15 protein-coding genes are annotated in these 17,685 nt (G+C 53.0%); 1 reads left to right on the top strand and 14 read right to left on the bottom strand.

All coding sequences use genetic code 11. From position 1 onward, the window contains the following. Nucleotides 1-55: 55 nt before the first annotated feature. From atpG to ravA, 14 genes are all read right to left on the bottom strand, one after another. Nucleotides 56-925, bottom strand: a complete 870-nt coding sequence (gene atpG, locus SD961_RS03180; protein WP_318788960.1) for a F0F1 ATP synthase subunit gamma — start codon at nucleotides 923-925, stop codon at nucleotides 56-58. Between the two features lie 54 nt (nucleotides 926-979). Next, a complete protein-coding gene (atpA, locus tag SD961_RS03175; RefSeq protein WP_306209247.1) occupies nucleotides 980-2,521 on the bottom strand; it encodes a F0F1 ATP synthase subunit alpha in 1,542 nt (513 codons plus the stop codon). A gap of 14 nt (nucleotides 2,522-2,535) precedes the next feature. Further along, on the bottom strand, nucleotides 2,536-3,069 hold the full coding sequence (gene atpH, locus SD961_RS03170) for a F0F1 ATP synthase subunit delta (protein WP_318788959.1): 534 nt from the start codon (nucleotides 3,067-3,069) through the stop codon (nucleotides 2,536-2,538). A gap of 14 nt (nucleotides 3,070-3,083) precedes the next feature. After that, nucleotides 3,084-3,554, bottom strand: coding sequence for a F0F1 ATP synthase subunit B (gene atpF / locus SD961_RS03165; RefSeq protein ID WP_034918222.1), 471 nt, complete (start codon nucleotides 3,552-3,554; stop codon nucleotides 3,084-3,086). Between the two features lie 98 nt (nucleotides 3,555-3,652). Then, the gene (atpE, locus tag SD961_RS03160; RefSeq protein WP_003849523.1) at nucleotides 3,653-3,892 is read right to left on the bottom strand and encodes a F0F1 ATP synthase subunit C; all 240 of its coding nucleotides are present in this window, start codon (nucleotides 3,890-3,892) and stop codon (nucleotides 3,653-3,655) included. A 50-nt stretch (nucleotides 3,893-3,942) separates the two neighbouring features. Continuing rightward, the gene (gene atpB / locus SD961_RS03155) at nucleotides 3,943-4,761 is read right to left on the bottom strand and encodes a F0F1 ATP synthase subunit A (RefSeq protein ID WP_306209243.1); all 819 of its coding nucleotides are present in this window, start codon (nucleotides 4,759-4,761) and stop codon (nucleotides 3,943-3,945) included. An 8-nt stretch (nucleotides 4,762-4,769) separates the two neighbouring features. Continuing rightward, on the bottom strand, nucleotides 4,770-5,150 hold the full coding sequence (gene atpI / locus SD961_RS03150) for a F0F1 ATP synthase subunit I (RefSeq protein ID WP_318788958.1): 381 nt from the start codon (nucleotides 5,148-5,150) through the stop codon (nucleotides 4,770-4,772). A gap of 841 nt (nucleotides 5,151-5,991) precedes the next feature. Then, nucleotides 5,992-6,612 carry a 16S rRNA (guanine(527)-N(7))-methyltransferase RsmG gene (gene rsmG, locus SD961_RS03145; protein ID WP_318788957.1) on the bottom strand — a complete coding sequence of 207 codons (621 nt, stop codon included), beginning with the start codon at nucleotides 6,610-6,612 and terminating at the stop codon, nucleotides 5,992-5,994. Between the two features lie 107 nt (nucleotides 6,613-6,719). Further along, nucleotides 6,720-8,609, bottom strand: a complete 1,890-nt coding sequence (gene mnmG / locus SD961_RS03140; protein ID WP_318788956.1) for a tRNA uridine-5-carboxymethylaminomethyl(34) synthesis enzyme MnmG — start codon at nucleotides 8,607-8,609, stop codon at nucleotides 6,720-6,722. Between the two features lie 457 nt (nucleotides 8,610-9,066). Continuing rightward, on the bottom strand, nucleotides 9,067-9,510 hold the full coding sequence (mioC, locus tag SD961_RS03135; RefSeq protein WP_318788955.1) for an FMN-binding protein MioC: 444 nt from the start codon (nucleotides 9,508-9,510) through the stop codon (nucleotides 9,067-9,069). Between the two features lie 250 nt (nucleotides 9,511-9,760). Beyond that, the gene (asnC, locus tag SD961_RS03130) at nucleotides 9,761-10,222 is read right to left on the bottom strand and encodes a transcriptional regulator AsnC (RefSeq protein WP_318788954.1); all 462 of its coding nucleotides are present in this window, start codon (nucleotides 10,220-10,222) and stop codon (nucleotides 9,761-9,763) included. Nucleotides 10,223-10,340: 118 nt separating this feature from the next. Then, nucleotides 10,341-12,479, bottom strand: a complete 2,139-nt coding sequence (ovoA, locus tag SD961_RS03125; RefSeq protein ID WP_318788953.1) for a 5-histidylcysteine sulfoxide synthase — start codon at nucleotides 12,477-12,479, stop codon at nucleotides 10,341-10,343. A 91-nt stretch (nucleotides 12,480-12,570) separates the two neighbouring features. Beyond that, nucleotides 12,571-14,031, bottom strand: a complete 1,461-nt coding sequence (gene viaA / locus SD961_RS03120; RefSeq protein ID WP_318788951.1) for an ATPase RavA stimulator ViaA — start codon at nucleotides 14,029-14,031, stop codon at nucleotides 12,571-12,573. Next, a complete protein-coding gene (gene ravA / locus SD961_RS03115) occupies nucleotides 14,028-15,524 on the bottom strand; it encodes an ATPase RavA (protein ID WP_318788950.1) in 1,497 nt (498 codons plus the stop codon). The genes viaA and ravA overlap by 4 nt, the downstream gene beginning before the upstream one ends. Before the next feature lie 256 nt (nucleotides 15,525-15,780). On the opposite strand from ravA, the gene kup reads away from it, so the two are divergent. Continuing rightward, entirely contained in the window at nucleotides 15,781-17,649 is a 1,869-nt protein-coding gene (kup, locus tag SD961_RS03110) for a low affinity potassium transporter Kup (protein ID WP_318788949.1), read from the top strand. Nucleotides 17,650-17,685 lie beyond the last annotated feature (36 nt).

Here is a 17,685-nt window from a genome sequence, read left to right as displayed (position 1 = left end):
TCTACCTAATTCGTTTATACCCCGCCAGCTCTGAGCCTCAGCAGGGTATACCTGGTTAAACCGCGGAGGCCCCACCGACAATCTCGGTAAGTTCCTGGGTGATGCTGGCCTGACGAGCTTTGTTGTATACCAACTGCAGCTCTTTGATCAGGTTTCCGCCGTTGTCGGTCGCAGCTTTCATCGCCACCATACGCGCGGCCTGCTCGCTGGCCAGGTTTTCTACAACACCCTGGTAAACCTGAGACTCGACGTAGCGACGCAGTAATGTATCCAGCAGCGCTTTCGGATCCGGCTCATACAGATAGTCCCAGGTACTCTTCTTCACAACGCCTTCGTCTTCATCTGCTGGCGGTAACGGCAGCAGCTGGACGATTTGTGGAGACTGGGACATGGTGTTGATAAATTTGTTGCTGACGATAAACAGCTTGTCGAGACGACCTTCATCATAGGCTTGCAGCATGACTTTCACTGGGCCAATCAGATCGGACAGAGAAGGTTTATCTCCCATGCCGGTCACCTGGGCAACCACGTTGCCACCAACAGAGCTGAAGAACGACAGGCCTTTGGAACCGATAATGGCGAGATCGCTCTCGACGCCTTTATCAGACCAGCCTTTCATATCTGCCAGCAATCTTTTGAACAGGTTAATGTTCAAACCACCACAAAGCCCGCGGTCGGTAGACACGACCAGGTAGCCGACGCGCTTGACGTCACGCTCTTCCAGGTAAGGGTGCTTGTACTCCAGATTCCCTAACGCAATGTGACCAATCACTTTGCGCATGGTCTCTGCATAAGGACGGCTGGCCGCCATGCGTTCTTGCGATTTACGCATTTTGGAGGCGGCGACCATTTCCATCGCTTTGGTGATCTTTTGCGTGTTCTGGACGCTTCCGATCTTACTACGTATCTCTTTTGCGCCGGCCATAAGCTTCTCCTCAAAGCCTTGCGGCCTGCTCCCTGAGGAGCAAGCCGCCAGACATTACCAGGACTGGGTTTTCTTAAACGTTTCGAGGAGGCCTTTCAGCTTCTCTTCGATTTCGCCGTTATAGTTACCAGCCTGGTTGATTTCAGCCATCAGCTCAGCGTGATCGCGATCCGCAAAAGCCAGCAGCGCCGCTTCGAAGCTGCCAATTTTCGCCAGTTCGACGTCATTCAGGAAGCCACGCTCGGCCGCAAACAGCACCAGACCCTGCTGCGCTACGGACATCGGCGCATACTGTTTCTGTTTCAGCAGCTCGGTCACTTTCTGACCATGGCTCAGCTGTTTACGGGTTGCTTCATCCAGATCGGAAGCGAACTGAGAGAACGCTGCCAGTTCACGATACTGTGCCAGCGCGGTACGAATACCACCGGACAGTTTCTTGATGATCTTGGTCTGAGCTGCACCACCCACACGGGATACCGAGATACCTGGGTTAACCGCCGGACGAATACCGGAGTTAAACAGGTTCGTTTCCAGGAAGATCTGACCATCGGTAATCGAGATTACGTTAGTCGGAACGAACGCAGAAACGTCGCCAGCCTGAGTTTCGATGATTGGCAGCGCGGTCAGTGAACCGGTTTTACCTTTCACTTCGCCGTTGGTGAAACGCTCAACGTAGTCAGCACTCACACGGGAAGCACGCTCCAGCAGACGGGAGTGGAGGTAGAACACGTCACCAGGGAAAGCTTCACGACCCGGTGGACGACGCAGCAGCAGAGAAACCTGACGGTAAGCAACAGCCTGTTTAGACAGGTCATCGTATACGATCAGCGCATCTTCACCGCGGTCACGGAAGTATTCACCCATTGCGCAACCGGCATACGGTGCCAGGTACTGCAGCGCAGCAGACTCAGAAGCGGTAGCCACAACCACGATGGTGTTAGCCAGCGCATTGTGCTCTTCCAGTTTGCGAACCACGTTAGCGATAGTCGACGCTTTCTGACCGATAGCGACGTACACACACTTGATGCCGGAATCACGCTGGTTGATGATGGCATCGATCGCCATCGCGGTTTTACCGGTCTGACGGTCACCGATGATCAGCTCACGCTGGCCACGGCCGATTGGAATCATCGCATCGACTGACTTATAGCCAGTCTGTACAGGCTGGTCAACAGACTGACGATCGATAACGCCAGGTGCAATCACTTCGATTGGCGAGAAGCCATCGTTGTCGATTGCGCCTTTGCCGTCGATTGGTGCACCCAGGGTGTTCACCACGCGGCCTAACAGGCCACGGCCAACCGGTACTTCAAGAATACGGCCAGTACACTTAACTTTCATGCCTTCGGCAAGGTCAGCGTAAGGGCCCATCACTACTGCACCAACAGAGTCGCGCTCCAGGTTCAGTGCGATTGCGTAACGGTTGCCCGGCAGTGCGATCATCTCACCCTGCATAACATCGGCCAGGCCGTTTACGCGGATGATACCGTCACTGACGGAAACAATAGTACCTTCATTGTGAGCTTCGCTCACTACATTGAACTGAGCAATGCGCTGCTTGATCAGTTCGCTGATTTCGGTGGAATTCAGTTGCATATGCTCCAGTCCCCTTAAGACTGCAAGACGTCTGCAAGACGCTCAAGACGGCCGCGTACGCTGCCGTCAATGACCATATCACCCGCACGGATGATTACGCCTGCCATTACAGACTTATCGATTTTGCAATTCAGCTTAACTTTGCGTGACAGACGTTTTTCCATAGCGGCGCTGATTTTGGTCAGCTGTTCGTCACTCAGTGTGGTGGAAGAGATTACCTCAACGTCCGCGGTCGCATCATGTGCGGCACGTAGCTGGATAAACTGAGCCAGAACACTGGGAAGCGCTGGCAAACGTTTGTTTTCGGCCATGATCTTAATCAGATTTTGACCGGCTTCGTCCAATTGATCACCACAGATAGCGATGAACTGTGCAGACAACGCTTCCGGCGCAAGCGCGCCGGAAAGAAGTTCTGCTACCTGTTCATTGCTGGCTACCTCGGTAGCGAACGCCAGCATCTGCTGCCAGCGATCGACACTTTGATGCTCAACAGCAAAGTCAAAAGCTGCTTTGGCGTAGGGGCGAGCTACAGTAGTAAATTCAGACATCAGCCCCTCCCTCCTTACAGTTCAGCGACCAGTTTATCAACGATGTCGCTGTTAGCAGCTTCATCCACGGAACGTTCAATGATTTTTTCGGCGCCAGCCACAGCCAGCATCGCGACTTGCTTACGCAACTCTTCACGTGCACGTTTGCGTTCGGCGTCGATTTCAGCCTGCGCCTGGGTGACGATCTTGTTACGTTCCTGCTCAGCCTCAGCTTTCGCTTCGTCCAGGATCTGCGAACGACGCTTGTTAGCCTGTTCGATGATTACCTGAGCTTCTTCTTTCGCTTTCTTCAGCTGATCGGTCGCATTAGCCTGTGCAAGATCCAAATCTTTTTTGGCACGTTCAGCGGAAGCAAGGCCTTCGGCAACTTCTTTCTGGCGCTTTTCGATAGCGGCCATCAGCGGCGGCCATACGTACTTCATGCAGAACAGGACAAACAGGATGAACGCGATAGCCTGGCCGAGGATTGTTGCGTTAATGTTCACAGCACAATGCCTCTTGTTAAGTTAACTTTTTCTCCGGCCGGCAAGCCAACCGGAAGAATCGGTTCATCGCCAGGTGACCAGCGATGAACTATCGGTTATTACGCGACAGCAAACATCACGTACAGACCCAGACCAACAGCGATCATTGGGATTGCATCCACCAGACCCATTACAACAAAGAACTGCGTACGCAGCAGAGGGATCAGATCCGGTTGACGCGCGGCGCCTTCCAGGAATTTGCCTCCGAGGATGCCGATACCGATCGCAGCACCGATTGCCGCTAAGCCCATCATCACAGCGGCAGCCATGTACAGCAGATCCATATTCAGGTTTTCCATGACAGTCTCCAGTTTGTTTCAGTTAAAACGCAGTAGTGTTGAGAAAAAAATCAATGTTCTTCAGATGCCATCGACAGATAGACAATCGTTAAGACCATGAAAATGAAAGCCTGCAACGAAATGATCAGGATGTGGAAAATGGCCCAGGGCACATTCAGAATCCACTGTGACCACCACGGCAACAGACCGGCAATCAGGATAAAAATCAATTCACCCGCATACATGTTTCCGAACAGTCGCAGACCCAGGGAAACCGGTTTGGACAACAGGCTTACACCTTCAAGGATCAGGTTGATCGGAATGAAAATCGGGTGATTGAAGGGTTGCAGTGTCAGCTCTTTAGTAAAGCCGCCAATGCCTTTCATCTTGATGCTGTAGAACAGAATCAAAATAAATACGCCAAGTGCCATTGAGAGCGTGATGTTCACGTCTGCAGAAGGCACAACACGCAACGCTGGCAAACCTAAGAAGTGCTCACCGATATAGGGCAGCAAGTCGATAGGCAGCAGGTCCATGAAGTTCATCAGGAAGACCCAGACGAAAATCGTCAGAGCCAGCGGTGCGATTACTTTGCTTTTACCATGGTACATGTCGCGAACGTTGTCATCGACAAAGCCGACAACCAGTTCAATCGCGGCCTGCATTTTTCCCGGCACGCCGCTGGTGGCTGTCTTCGCAACTTTACGAAACAGCACCAGGAACACCAGTCCCAGCACCACAGAGAAAAACATGGAGTCGATATTCAATACCCAGAACGTCGCCGGTGCGTCGTGTGGATTCACCAGCTCGAAGGTACGCAGGTCCAACTGAAGGTTATTCAGATGATGGCCTATGTATTCCTGCGGCGTAGAGATTTCTCCTGCAGCCATGATGCCTCTTACCCTTTGTTGTTAATTACAGCCGGTGCGACGATTTGCACAATCAGCACCGATAACCAGGCCAGTCCGAGCGGTGTAAACACCGCCCCAAATACCGCCAGCGCCACGACAAGCAAGAGAATGGTGGCCAGAACCTTCAGCACCTCACCCAATAAAAAACTCCAGGCTATGCGCCCTTTTATCGGGTCTCCTGCCTGATGACGCCAGGCAAAAATCATAAATACAATGTTTGGCAGCCAGGCTGCCAGTCCACCTGCAAGGGCGGATAAGCTCCATGCCAGATCTTTAAAGGCAAACAGCGCGCCGATTACGACAAAGGTCACCAGCTGAAGCAGCAGCACGGTTCGGGCAAATTTCACTCTGTAAAGGGACACTGACATGACGCTGAAACTCTCCTGCCCCCTCGGGGGTATGTCGCGTGTCGTATAAAACTGCCTTTGCTCTTTTGAGTCAAGCAGCAAAAAACGAGCAAATTATACGGTGCGCCCCTGCGATTTCAATGGATAAGTAGCGAAAAGGTGAACAATTATTTAAATTTCTTTCGCGAGGCCTGTTTTTCAAAACTCAGAAGAACGGCAAACCGGAAGAAATTTCCTGCAAGAGTCGACAAACCTTGCTCATAAAGCGTGCTGAAGATCACAATTCAGCAACTTAATGATTAAGTTATGTTCAGGAATAATCTTAATTTAATAAAAAACCAGTCTATATAATAGAGAAAATTCAATGGCTTATGGATATTTATTTTAAAAAGAACACCTCTCAGCGTTTAAAACCTTATATTGACATTTGAAGCATCGAATTATTCCACCAAAGCGCCTTACTCACGTCGATTTATAAACAGAAAATATTTTCCGCCGTCACCATCTGACAGGGAATAATCGTTGCTTAAGGTGATAAACATGATAACAGAATGTGAAATTATCGTTAAATGTTACAGAGAGTTTCTGATAATTTCAGCCTGCCGTTTTAACCTTATGGAAACAACCTGGCAGCGATAAAAAGTGTGAAGAAGATCGTTTGAGTGATGCATTTTCAGACAACGCCTGCCGGGCGGTAACGCAGAGGGTGCGGTTACGGTTAACGATAGTCACGCAACTTAACTAAAATCCTGTTACTTAAAGCACTTACGGTCAATAAGGCTATTCGGCTTTTACGCGACACTAAGATTAAAAAACCGTAATAACAGCCGCCTGTTTTGGTTACTTAAACAGCAATCTGACTTCACTTATTCACATTTACTACGATCAGATGACGCTCACCTTCCAGCTGAGGTACCAGCAGTTTAACTACGCGATCGACGGTAAATCCATCCGGCAAATGGGCTAATTCATCCTGCGGAACTACTCCTTTAAGAGCATAAAACTGACCTGTTTTACCAGGCAAATGGTGGCACCAGTTTAGCATGTCATTCAGCGAGGCGAAGGCACGGCTGATAACCCCGTCGAACGGCGGTTCGGCCGGAAAGTCCTCTACCCTGCTCTGCACCGGTGTGATGTTACTCAGCTTCAGCTCATGCTGGACCTGTTTGAGGAAACGGATGCGTTTGCCCAGGCTGTCCAGCAGGGTAAAGTGCGAATCAGGGCGGACAATAGCCAGCGGCACGCCTGGCAGGCCCGGACCGGTTCCCACATCAATAAAGCGCGTTCCCTGTAGCTGTGGCTCAACCACAATGCTGTCCATAATATGGCGAATCAGCATCTGCTCAGGGTCACGTACCGAGGTCAGATTATAGGCTTTATTCCACTTGTGCAGCATGTTGACATACCCCACCAGCAGATCCTTTTGCCGATCGGAGAGAGAAATATGGGCGGCGTTAAGCAGCGAAGTGAGTTTGGTAATCACACTGAGTTCCTGTGAAAAGGTCTGCGGGCGAAGGTATTCGTCCCGCCTTACAAAAACAAGAGGGGCGGATTCTCTTCCGCCCCCTTACGTTATGACAGCTGAACAGATCAGGCGCTTTTACGCAGCAATCCCTGTTTCTTCAGGTAAATCAGCAAAATGGAAATGGCTGCGGGCGTGATCCCTGAAATACGGGAAGCCTGGCCAATCGATCCCGGTTTGTGATCGTTAAGCTTGGCAATCACCTCATTTGAAAGGCCGCTCACCTGACGGTAATCCAGTTCAACCGGCAGCAGCGTATTTTCATTGCGCAGCTGGCGGTCAATCTCTTCCTGCTGGCGAGCGATATAGCCTTCGTACTTCACCTGAATTTCAACCTGCTCTGCGGCCTGAGGGTCGCTCAGCGCCGGGGCAAAGGTGCTCAGGGTCATCAGCTGCGGATAAGTCATCTCAGGACGGCGCAACAGGTCTTCACCGCTTGCCTCTTTGGTCAGCGCCGCGCTCAGTACGCCGTTGACCTCCTCAACACACTCCGACTTCGGGTGCACCCAGATGTCACGCAGACGCTGGCGTTCCTGTTCAATGCTTTCCAGCTTCTGATTGAAGCGTGCCCAGCGGGTATCATCCACCAGACCCAGCTCACGGCCCGCTTCGGTCAGTCGCAGATCGGCGTTATCTTCACGCAGCATCAGACGATATTCCGCACGGGAGGTAAACATGCGGTATGGCTCTTTCGTGCCCAGGGTGCAGAGATCATCAACCAGCACGCCGAGATAAGCCTGATCGCGACGTGGCGCCCAGGTCTCTTTGTCTGCCGAAAGGCGACCGGCATTCAGACCAGCAAGAAGGCCCTGCGCCGCCGCTTCTTCATAGCCAGTGGTGCCGTTGATTTGTCCTGCAAAGAACAGCCCCTGAATATATTTACTTTCGAGCGACGGTTTCAGATCGCGCGGATCGAAGAAATCATACTCAATAGCGTAACCAGGCCGGACGATCTTCGCGTTTTCCAGACCCTGCATGGAGCGGACGATCTGGATCTGTACATCAAACGGCAGGCTTGTTGAGATGCCGTTCGGGTAAATTTCATTGCTGGTCAGGCCTTCCGGCTCCAGGAAGATCTGGTGAGCGTTACGATCGGCAAAACGCATCACCTTGTCTTCGATAGAAGGGCAGTAGCGCGGACCAATACCTTCGATAACGCCTGAATACATCGGGCTGCGATCCAGATTATTACGGATCACATCATGCGTTTTCTCGTTTGTGTAGGTGATGTAGCAAGGCACCTGTTCAGGGTGCTGGTTCACATTTCCCATAAACGAGAAGACCGGCATTGGCGTATCGCCATGCTGCGGCGTCAGTACGCTGAAATCAATGGTTCTGGCATCAATGCGCGGTGGCGTTCCGGTTTTCAGACGGCTGACGCGCAGAGGCAACTCACGCAGACGGCGGGCCAGAGGGATCGAAGGAGGATCGCCAGCACGGCCGCCGCTGTAGTTATCGAGACCAATATGAATTTTCCCATCAAGGAAAGTACCTACGGTCAGCACAACGGCTTTTGCACGGAACTTCAGGCCCATCTGGGTCACTGCGCCTACAACCCGATCGTTCTCAACGATAAGATCGTCTACAGCCTGCTGGAAGATCATCAGGTTTGGCTGATTCTCTAACGCTGTACGAACAGCCTGTCGATACAACACGCGGTCTGCCTGAGCACGAGTAGCCCGCACTGCCGGGCCTTTGCTCGCGTTTAGTATCCTAAACTGTATGCCTGCCTGGTCGATTGCATGTGCCATCAACCCGCCAAGTGCGTCCACTTCTTTAACCAGATGTCCTTTTCCAATACCACCGATCGCCGGGTTACAGGACATTTGTCCAAGCGTATCAATGTTATGGGTTAATAGCAGGGTTTGCTGACCCATTCGGGCAGCCGCCATGGCGGCTTCGGTACCCGCATGACCACCACCGATTACGATGACGTCAAAAGGATCTGGATAAAACATGGTACTGCACCTCGCGATTGTGCGAATGAGAGATTACTGCCGGGCCGTGGATTCTACTCAACTTTAGACGAAGGGGAAAGCACACAGCCCGGCGTGTATTAAAAAGAAGATCTTTTTTATCTAGAGATCTCTTTGTTAGATCTTCTATTAGGATCGACGATCTCTGTGGATAAGCCTTTTTTCCTGATAACGATCATCAGGTTATTAAGGATCGTATGCTGTGAAAGATCGGTGATCCTGTGGCGTATAAGCTGGGATCTAAATGGCATGTTATACACAGGCTTAGCCAGGGTGCCAAGTTGTTATTGGGATAAACACCGGTTATTACCGGGTATTGAGCATAGTTATCCACAATTGATCGCTAATTTATTGTACAAAAAAGGGCAATATTTACAAAACTTGGCCGCTTTTTTCGACAGAGGCAGCAAAAATCGGGACGATCGGCCGCCCGCGATCCTCAGTTAAGCAGGTTTTTCCAGCTGGCGATCCAAACCTCAGCCGGATCTTCAGGGATCTCATGCTCCAGTACATCTATCTCGAGACGATCGCCGATCCGCTGAGCGCCACATGAAGTCAGCAGAACATCCATTTTTTCAATGGCACCGCAGAAAAGATCGTATTCGCGGTTACCAATTCCCACCGCACCGTAGCGAACCTGACTCAAATCGGGTTTCTTTTCTTCTATTGCATCAAACAGGGGAAGCAGGTTGTCAGGAAGATCGCCTGCGCCATGGGTGGAGGAGACCACCAGCCAGATCCCTTGCGTGTTTAGCTCATCCAGCTCCGGACCGTGAAGCATTTCCGTTGAAAAGCCTGCTTCTTCCAACTTCTCTGCCAGATGTTCAGCCACATATTCTGCGCCGCCTAAGGTGCTGCCACTGATTAAGGTTACGTCTGCCATGATGAAGATCCCTGGATTACAAAGGCGGGTATTGTACGCTGTGATTAAGCAGGGATCTACCTGTGGAAAAGTGAGGGTTTATGTGGATGCCTGGCTAACTTGCTATTTTCGACTCGGGCAGTGCTCGCGGTCCTCATGTACTTAAGTACACTGCGGGCACTGGGCGAAGCAAAACGCTCTGCAACGCCGACAGCACGATCGTCTGAAAGAAAAAAATGCAAAACAGACTGTGGATAATTCTGTGCACAGATCAGGGCTTAATGGTGCGCATGATCGGATTTTGCAGCGAGATCAGCGTCTCGGTGGACTGGATTTCATCAATGGTCTGGATCTTGTTGATCAACACTTGTTGCAGAGCATCGATCGACCGGCACATGACCTTGATAAAGATGCTGTAGTGGCCGGTGGTGTAATAGGCTTCAACCACTTCATCCAGACTCTCCAGCCGGGCCAGCGCGGAAGGATAATCTTTGGCGCTCTTCAGGATGATGCCAATAAAGCAGCAGACGTCATAGCCCAGATGTTTGGGGTCAATCTCAACTCGGGTTCCTTTGATCACTCCGGCCTGTTTCATTTTCTCCACGCGTACGTGAATGGTTCCAGGGCTGACGTTAAATACTTTTGCCAGTTCGGCATAGGCGGTACGGGCGTTCGCCATCAGGGCATTCAGAATGCCGCGATCGAGATTATCTATTTGCAGATTATCTGCCATAAGGGTTCCAGAGTTAGCGAATATGCAGTGTGATAAAGATTAATGTGCAGGAAAGGGGGAGAACAGGCAATATCATTGTGGAATGAACAGCGGGCGCTGTTAACGCCCGCTACACAGTTTAACGTTTACGCCAGAGGGTGAGCTGCGCAACGGTGTGCTGATACTTACGTGCGGTTTCGCGGATCACAAAAGGCACATCCTGAGGTGAAGCCATCTCTTCAAAATCTTTAGCCAGCAGGCGTTGTAGTGCCTGATAAGTTGTCAGCGCTTCACCGTTCTCCCGAATGCCACCCAGCCAGTTCTCCTTTGGCGTGTACTCTTCAAGCCAGGTGTAAGGCGAGGAGAGCATCAGTACGCCACCAGAGCGGATCATCGCCGTCACATCCCGCAGGAAGCGCTCAGGCTGACGCAGCCGGTCAATCAGATTGGAGGCGAGTACCAGGTCGTAACGATCGGGCTGAGGCTTAAGGTTGCAGGCATCCCCCTGGATAAACTGAATGCGGCTGGTCTGCTCCGGCCCCAGACCAAAATCTTTCAGGTGAACCTGACGATACTCCACCAGTTCGCCCTCTTCCTGGGTGACGTAGCGGAACGTTTCGCCTGAAGTAAGCTGCAGTGCCACATCAATAAAGCGGGCCGAATAATCCATGCCGACGACTTCATCAAAATGGCGGGCAAGTTCGAAGCTGGCGCGACCGGTTGCACAGCCAATATCCAGCGCCCGGCCCCGTTTTTCCGTCATCTGACAGGCGATATCTACCAGCGCTTTGCCATAGTTGGCGGTGCCGAAATAGTCCGGGCCGTACTGAAAGTCCAGATACTGCGAAACCATGCTGTCCGTTTCGTAAGGATTGAGCGCGATTTTTTCCTGATGCGTGGAAACCACGTAGCGGAAGCCGGCATGCTGGAAGAAGTGACGGCGGAAGGCGTAGCGGGCAGATTTCAGCGCTTCGTTGCCGGTGGAGATCCAGCTACCTCCTTTAATCAGCGCATGCTTGCCGTCAAAAGTTGGCGTAGAGAAATCATCATACAGAGGGTGAACTTTAAAGCCTTCCAGCCCGCTAATGGGCGTAGTGGTCCATTGCCAGACGTTGCCGGTGAGATCAAAGAACTCCCCCTGGGCAAAGCGATCCACCGGACAGGAAGAGGCCCACCATGCCAGATTCAGATTACCCGACTCTTTAACAGACCGATCCTCCGCAACCTGCTCGCGCAGCAGCAGCCATTCAGCCTCGCTGGGAAGCTGAACAGACTTGCCGGTTTCTGCCGCTTTCCAGCGACAAAACGCAGCGGCTTCCAGCTGATTGACTTCTGCCGGCCAGTCCCAGGGCATGGCGACTTCTTCAGTCAGCAGGCGCAGCTTCAGATTTTCAGGCGCTTCAGGAGAACCGATCCAGAAGGTGGGCTGTGTGGCCTGGGCAAAATCACGCCAGCCCCGGCCTTCATCATCCCACCAGCGGTTATCCTGGTAACCTCCGGCCAGGATAAATTCAAAGAACTCAGCATTGCTGGTCAGCATTTTGCTGGCTTCAAAGGATTTTACCTCTGTGGTCAGGGTGCCGTACTCGTTATCCCAACCATACGTCTCATCGCTTTTACCTTGCGTCACGCGGGCGCCGGCTACGCTAATAAGCGAATTTTGTGGGACAGCAAAGCGATCGTGGCGCGCTGAAGGGCATGCTGGCCAATGGGGCTGCGGTTTCACCCATTCAACCGGGAGCTGGCGGATCAGTACGCTGGAGGTCTCCAGATGAATGCGTTCATGCTCAATCCCCATCAGTACGACCCAGGCCGGACTGTTCCAGTTAATGGGCAGCGTCAGCGGCATCTCTTTTATTAAGGCTCTCACCAGTGAACGTACTTTGCCGCGATAGTCGCGTAGTCGGGCAACAGTAGGCCACTGATACTGGCTGGTATCCAGATCGTCCCAGCTCATCTCGTCCACGCCAATGGCCATCATCGCTTCAATCTGATCATCCACGCGCTGCTCCATCAGCCCGGCAGCCATCAGTTTATTGATATAGAACGTGGCGGTGTGGCCAAAATAGAAAATCAGCGGATGGCGCAGGGAGATCGCTTTGCTGTAATAAGCCTGTTCATCGGCCAGGCAGTCAAACAGGCTCTCGTAGAGAGACCAGGTCTGATTGAAGTATTCGAGGAGTTCCTGACGTTTTTGTTCTGCGCTGCTGCCGCTTAATAATAGTGTTTGGGTTGGTGCGGGTAAGCCTGCTGCAATATCCTGGTTTTGTACTGACACGTAATACTCCCAATCTCTCTGGTGGCTGAAGCGTATAAAGCACAGCTGAGACTATAACAAATAAGCATTGCCAGAGTGTTTCTGCGGGCTTTTAACGTTGCCAGCGACGGAGAAGGCGGCTTTTCAGGCCGGTATCAAAACGCCAGATATGGTTGAAAATGCGCATAATGCCCGGTTTTCCGTGATCGGACAGCGCAACGGCATGAAAACGCTGCTGCTGCTTTAACTGGTGCTGTTTGATTCTTTTTACCAAATCTTCGGGCAGCCGCTGGGCAATAAAGTCGGAAATGATCACCGCATCGGCATCATTCCATACCGGAGTGGCCAGCTTCAGCAATACGGCATCGAGACAGGCGGCAAGATCTGTGCCGCCGCGAAAACGCTGGCTGAGGAAACGAATAGCCTGGGCAATGCCGTCGCCCGCCGTAAGCTCATAGCTCACTACCTCATGGGCAAACAGCATAATGTAGCAGCGACGGTTATCGGCCAGCGCAACTTTTAATAACGCCAGACAAAAGGCTTTGGCACAGCGTTCGTTAAAGCCGCCCATCGAACCGGACGTATCCACGCAGACAATAAAGGGGCCGCGAGGCTGTTCATCATGATGCTGGTGGCTGACCGGACGCATTGTGACCTTGTCGTGCCAGCCTTCTCCCTGCAGGCGATAGGTGAGCAGCCTTTTTTCCACCAGCCGGCGATAGAACTCTACTTCCAGCTCACTGATGCCCAGCGTCACCAGCTCGGGCGGCAGCAGGCGCAGGATATCGTCACTTTGATGCAGACCGCTGACCTCTTCAGGTACGCTTGCAGGCTCCCTAATCATCTGATGGAATGCTTCCAGCGGCGCCTCTTCGCTGGGGAGCGCTTTGGCTTCTTTGCTGCGGCCAAGCTGTTCAGCCAGTTTCTTTAACGCTGGCTGCTGCACCAGAAAATCGCCATATTCCACAATCAGCTGGTAGTCACTACGCTGCAACGGGCTTTTAGTCAGATCCCACAGGCGACCCGCCGCCGCTTCGTTGTTATCAGAGAGCACGTCAGCCAGCTGGCCGCTCATCGCCAGCCGCTGTTGAAGTTCTGCCAGCAGCTTTTCCCGCTCCTGCTCCAGCAGCTGTTGATTCAGGGTCAGGGTTTGCAGCGTCAGGCTAAGCCGCCAGCGTTGCAGAAACAGGGTTTGCTGCGCCGGGCTGAGATTCGTGGGGTCGGTATTGGCAAGCAGCTGCGTGGCTTTTTCCGTAAAGGGTGACTGATGCTGACTGAGCCAGGCCAGGAGTTCGGGCAGCTTCTGGCAAAAAGGGGCGTGCGAAAGTCCCTGAAACTGCTGGAATAAAGCGAATTCAGCCGCCAGGTCTGCCGGAACTGCCGTGGTTCTCATCTGTTCCAGTACGTCATTTTTCCAGCGTGGCAGATCGCGTAAAAGCGCTTTTTTCATGCCGGGGAATTTTTCAAAAAACAGCGCCAGCTGGGGGCTGGCAAGCAGGGCAATCACCAGCTCTTCCAGCAAATCGCCCTCACTGACCGCCAGCAGCGCGCTCAGCGTATCCAGGGTGATCACCGCCGCGCCTGCTTCAGCTGCTCAGCAACCTGTTGCAGGCTCTCTTCGATGCGCGCCAGCCAGTCGTCACTGATAAACAGGCAGCGCTGGTGCTGACTGAACAGGGTTCGCTGCGCCCGAAGCTGCGTTTCCAGCTCGTCCAACGCCTGCGCAATCTCTTCCGGCAGTCCGCTGGCTTGTTGTTTACCCGGCAGCATTAGCCTGGAAACCTGCAGGCTGATATCGCGCAGGGTCAGGCAGTCATTGCTGTCCACATGGAGATCCAGCGTCTGCGCAAAGCCAATTCCGTTCAGCTTGCCACGGATATCGCCGCCTTTCTGCAGCCAGTGATGCAGCGCTTCGCGGGCAATGACCACGTGTGTCACCTGCATATCATGCAGCATCAGCGTTTTTTGCAGCATCAGCGTCAGCGTGTCGTCTGCCAGCGCGGACGGCAGTTCATAGTGCGGCTTGCGGCTGAACATGCCGCCATGTTTCTCCAGCCGAATCGCCAGCTCCACGCTTTTTTCCTGCTGCAAAGCGAGACGGCGCGACTCAATCTGTTGCAGTTTGATCAGCATTGGCTGCTGCTGCCAGGCCTGCTGGGTAATCAGATTATCAATCTCCTGATCCAGCAGCTTCATGGAACCGACGTCATGCCACAGGCAATCTTTCAGCAGGATCAGATCCACCGGCGCGATGCTGTTGCGCCCGCTGTAAAACGCGCAGGCCTGAAGCAGATGAATGGCTTTTTTCCAGCGGCGGTCAGAGATATAGGGCGCTTCAGGCTGATTCTCTAACTGCTGGCGCAGCAGGAAAATCAGCTCAAAAACCGCATCAGGCAGCGAAACCTGGGAAATGCCTTTCTGCCACTCGCTATACTCTTCATCACTGATACAGAGCGACTCCGCCACCGGATTGCTGTTCTCATCCTGCTGGTGGGTGAGCATGCTGCGGAAGTTCTGTTTTTCGTGCACGTTGTCCAGCCAGAGGCGGATCAGCATACGGTCATACAGGGCTTCCAGCCCGCTGTCCGCTTCCGGCAGCTCGTTGGAGGCGGTGACCAGCAGGCGCATCGGGATATTCTCTTCACTGTCTCCGTTGCGGAAACGGCGTTCGTTAATGGCTGTCAGCAGGGTGTTGAGAATGGCCGGGCCAGCTTTCCAGATCTCATCAAGAAAGACAATTTCTGCATCAGGAAGATACCCTTTGGTCAGGCGCTGGTAGCGTCCTTCATCTTTCAGAGCCTGAATAGAGAGGGGGCCGAACACCTCTTCCGGTGTGGAGAAGCGCGTCATCAGGTATTCAAAAGCGCGGGAGTGCTGGAAAGCGTATTTCAGCCTGCGGGCAATCAGACTTTTGGCAATACCCGGCGGGCCAAGCAAAAAGACGCTCTCTCCGCTCAGCGCAGCCAACAGACAGAGGCGAATCGCATGATGCCGCTCGTAAAGTCCCTTTTCTAATGCGTTGCTGAGGCGGGCGATTCTTTCCGCAAGTAAATGGGGCTGAGGCATAATCAAACATTCATCCTTTTCTACGGTCAGGCCAGCTGTTGACTGGCGAGCGCAAACACTACTGGCTATGATGCTTGAAAGAGTTGATTCGAGTCAGCTTTTTTCTTGTCAAAGAGTGACCCAGGGCAGTGAAGTCATTTTTCTTAACGTAATTAGGATAGGCATTCATCATGATTCATGCATACTGTGCGCGTTTTGATGGCTTGATGAGCAGGGCGCAATACCGCGTCACCCGGCTCCAACAAAAGACTAGTCTATGAGTTCTGAGAAAAAGCAGTCCCTGGGTGCCGTGACCTTAGCGGCTATCGGCGTCGTCTATGGCGACATCGGTACAAGCCCACTCTATACCCTTCGCGAATGTCTCTCCGGCCAGTTTGGCTTTGGCGTCGAGCGTGACGCCGTATTTGGCTTTCTGTCACTGATTTTCTGGCTGCTGGTGCTGGTGGTGTCGCTGAAGTACATCAGTTACGTGATGCGTGCCGATAACGCGGGAGAAGGGGGAATTCTGACGCTGATGTCGCTGGCGGGGCGCAATACCGGGGCAAGAGCCACTGCGGTGCTGGTGATTATGGGCCTGATCGGCGGCAGCTTTTTCTATGGCGAGGTGGTTATCACCCCTGCCGTTTCCGTGCTCTCTGCTATAGAAGGGCTGGAGATTGCCGCGCCCAACCTTGATGCTTATATTGTCCCCATAGCCATAGCGGTACTGACGCTGCTTTTTATCATTCAGAAACACGGAACCGGGCTGGTGGGAAAACTGTTCGCCCCGGTGATGATGCTGTGGTTTATCGTGCTGGCGGTGCTGGGCGCGCGCAGTATTATCAACAATCCCGACGTGCTCCATGCGCTCAACCCTTACTGGGCGATGCACTTCTTTATGGAATATAAAGAGGTCTCTTTCTTTGCGCTGGGTGCCGTGGTGCTGGCCATTACCGGTGTGGAAGCGTTGTATGCCGATATGGGCCATTTCGGGAAATTCCCGATTCGCCTGGCGTGGTTTCTGGTGGTGTTGCCGTCGCTGGTGCTGAACTACTTTGGTCAGGGCGCGCTGTTATTAGCCCACCCGGAGGCGATCAAAAACCCCTTCTTCCTGCTGGCGCCTGACTGGGCGCTGATCCCAATGCTGATCCTGGCGACGCTGGCCACGGTGATTGCTTCTCAGGCGGTGATTTCCGGCGTCTTCTCGCTGACTCGTCAGGCGGTGCGCCTGGGTTATCTGCCGCCGATGCGTATTGTGCATACCTCTGAAGAGGAGTCCGGGCAAATCTATATCCCGGTCATCAACTGGCTGCTCTACTTCGCGGTAGTGATTGTGATTGTAGGCTTTGAACACTCCAGTAACCTGGCTGCCGCCTATGGTATTGCGGTCACCGGTACCATGGTACTGACCGCCATACTCTGTACCACGGTGGCGATCAAAAACTGGCACTGGAACCGCTATGTGGTGCTGCTGGTGTTGGTGTTCATGCTGTGCATTGACGTTTCGCTGTTCTCGGCCAACCTGGTGAAAATTTTCTCCGGCGGCTGGCTGCCGCTCTGTCTGGCGCTGATGATGTTTATCATCATGACCACCTGGAAAAGTGAGCGCTTCCGCCTGTTGCGCCGTATGCATGAGCACGGTAACTCTCTGGAGGCGATGATCGCCTCGCTGGAGAAATCGCCGCCGGTGCGGGTGCCGGGCACGGCCGTTTATATGTCACGTGCATTGAACGTCATCCCCTTTGCCATGCTGCACAATTTGAAGCACAACAAGGTGCTGCATGAACGGGTGGTTCTGCTGACTCTGCGAACGGAAGATGCGCCTTATGTGCATAATATCCGGCGTGTCTCCATTGAGCAGCTTTCTCCCACCTTCTGGCGGGTGGTGGCCAGCTACGGCTGGCGCGAAACGCCCAATGTCGAAGAGATTTTCCACCGCTGCGGGCTGGAAGGCCTGAGCTGCAGGATGATGGAAACCTCCTTCTTTATGTCCCACGAGTCGCTGATTATCGGCAAACGTCCGTGGTATCTGCGCCTGCGCGGCAAGCTGTTCCTGATGCTGCAAAAGAATGCGCTGCGTGCGCCGGATCAGTTTGAAATCCCGCCAAACAGAGTGATCGAACTGGGGACTCAGGTAGAGATTTAGCCTGCGTTGCTGGCAGAGAAAGGGCCTTCGGGCCCT

This window comes from Erwinia sp. MMLR14_017, assembly GCF_033657285.1.
Classification (GTDB): domain Bacteria; phylum Pseudomonadota; class Gammaproteobacteria; order Enterobacterales; family Enterobacteriaceae; genus Erwinia.
Note: the sequence above shows the minus strand (reverse complement) of the source record. Positions and strands in the feature narration are given on the sequence as shown.

Bases quoted from the DNA above. Each gene is read 5' to 3' on its own strand.
- atpI (WP_318788958.1), bottom strand. From the start codon at position 5,150: ATGTCAGTGTCCCTTTACAGAGTGAAATTTGCCCGAACCGTGCTGCTG.
- mnmG (WP_318788956.1), bottom strand. From the start codon at position 8,609: ATGTTTTATCCAGATCCTTTTGACGTCATCGTAATCGGTGGTGGTCAT.
- kup (WP_318788949.1), top strand. From the start codon at position 15,781: ATGAGTTCTGAGAAAAAGCAGTCCCTGGGTGCCGTGACCTTAGCGGCT.
- atpH (WP_318788959.1), bottom strand. From the start codon at position 3,069: ATGTCTGAATTTACTACTGTAGCTCGCCCCTACGCCAAAGCAGCTTTT.
- asnC (WP_318788954.1), bottom strand. From the start codon at position 10,222: ATGGCAGATAATCTGCAAATAGATAATCTCGATCGCGGCATTCTGAAT.
- mioC (WP_318788955.1), bottom strand. From the start codon at position 9,510: ATGGCAGACGTAACCTTAATCAGTGGCAGCACCTTAGGCGGCGCAGAA.
- atpB (WP_306209243.1), bottom strand. From the start codon at position 4,761: ATGGCTGCAGGAGAAATCTCTACGCCGCAGGAATACATAGGCCATCAT.
- atpG (WP_318788960.1), bottom strand. From the start codon at position 925: ATGGCCGGCGCAAAAGAGATACGTAGTAAGATCGGAAGCGTCCAGAAC.
- atpE (WP_003849523.1), bottom strand. From the start codon at position 3,892: ATGGAAAACCTGAATATGGATCTGCTGTACATGGCTGCCGCTGTGATG.
- ravA (WP_318788950.1), bottom strand. From the start codon at position 15,524: ATGCCTCAGCCCCATTTACTTGCGGAAAGAATCGCCCGCCTCAGCAAC.
- atpA (WP_306209247.1), bottom strand. From the start codon at position 2,521: ATGCAACTGAATTCCACCGAAATCAGCGAACTGATCAAGCAGCGCATT.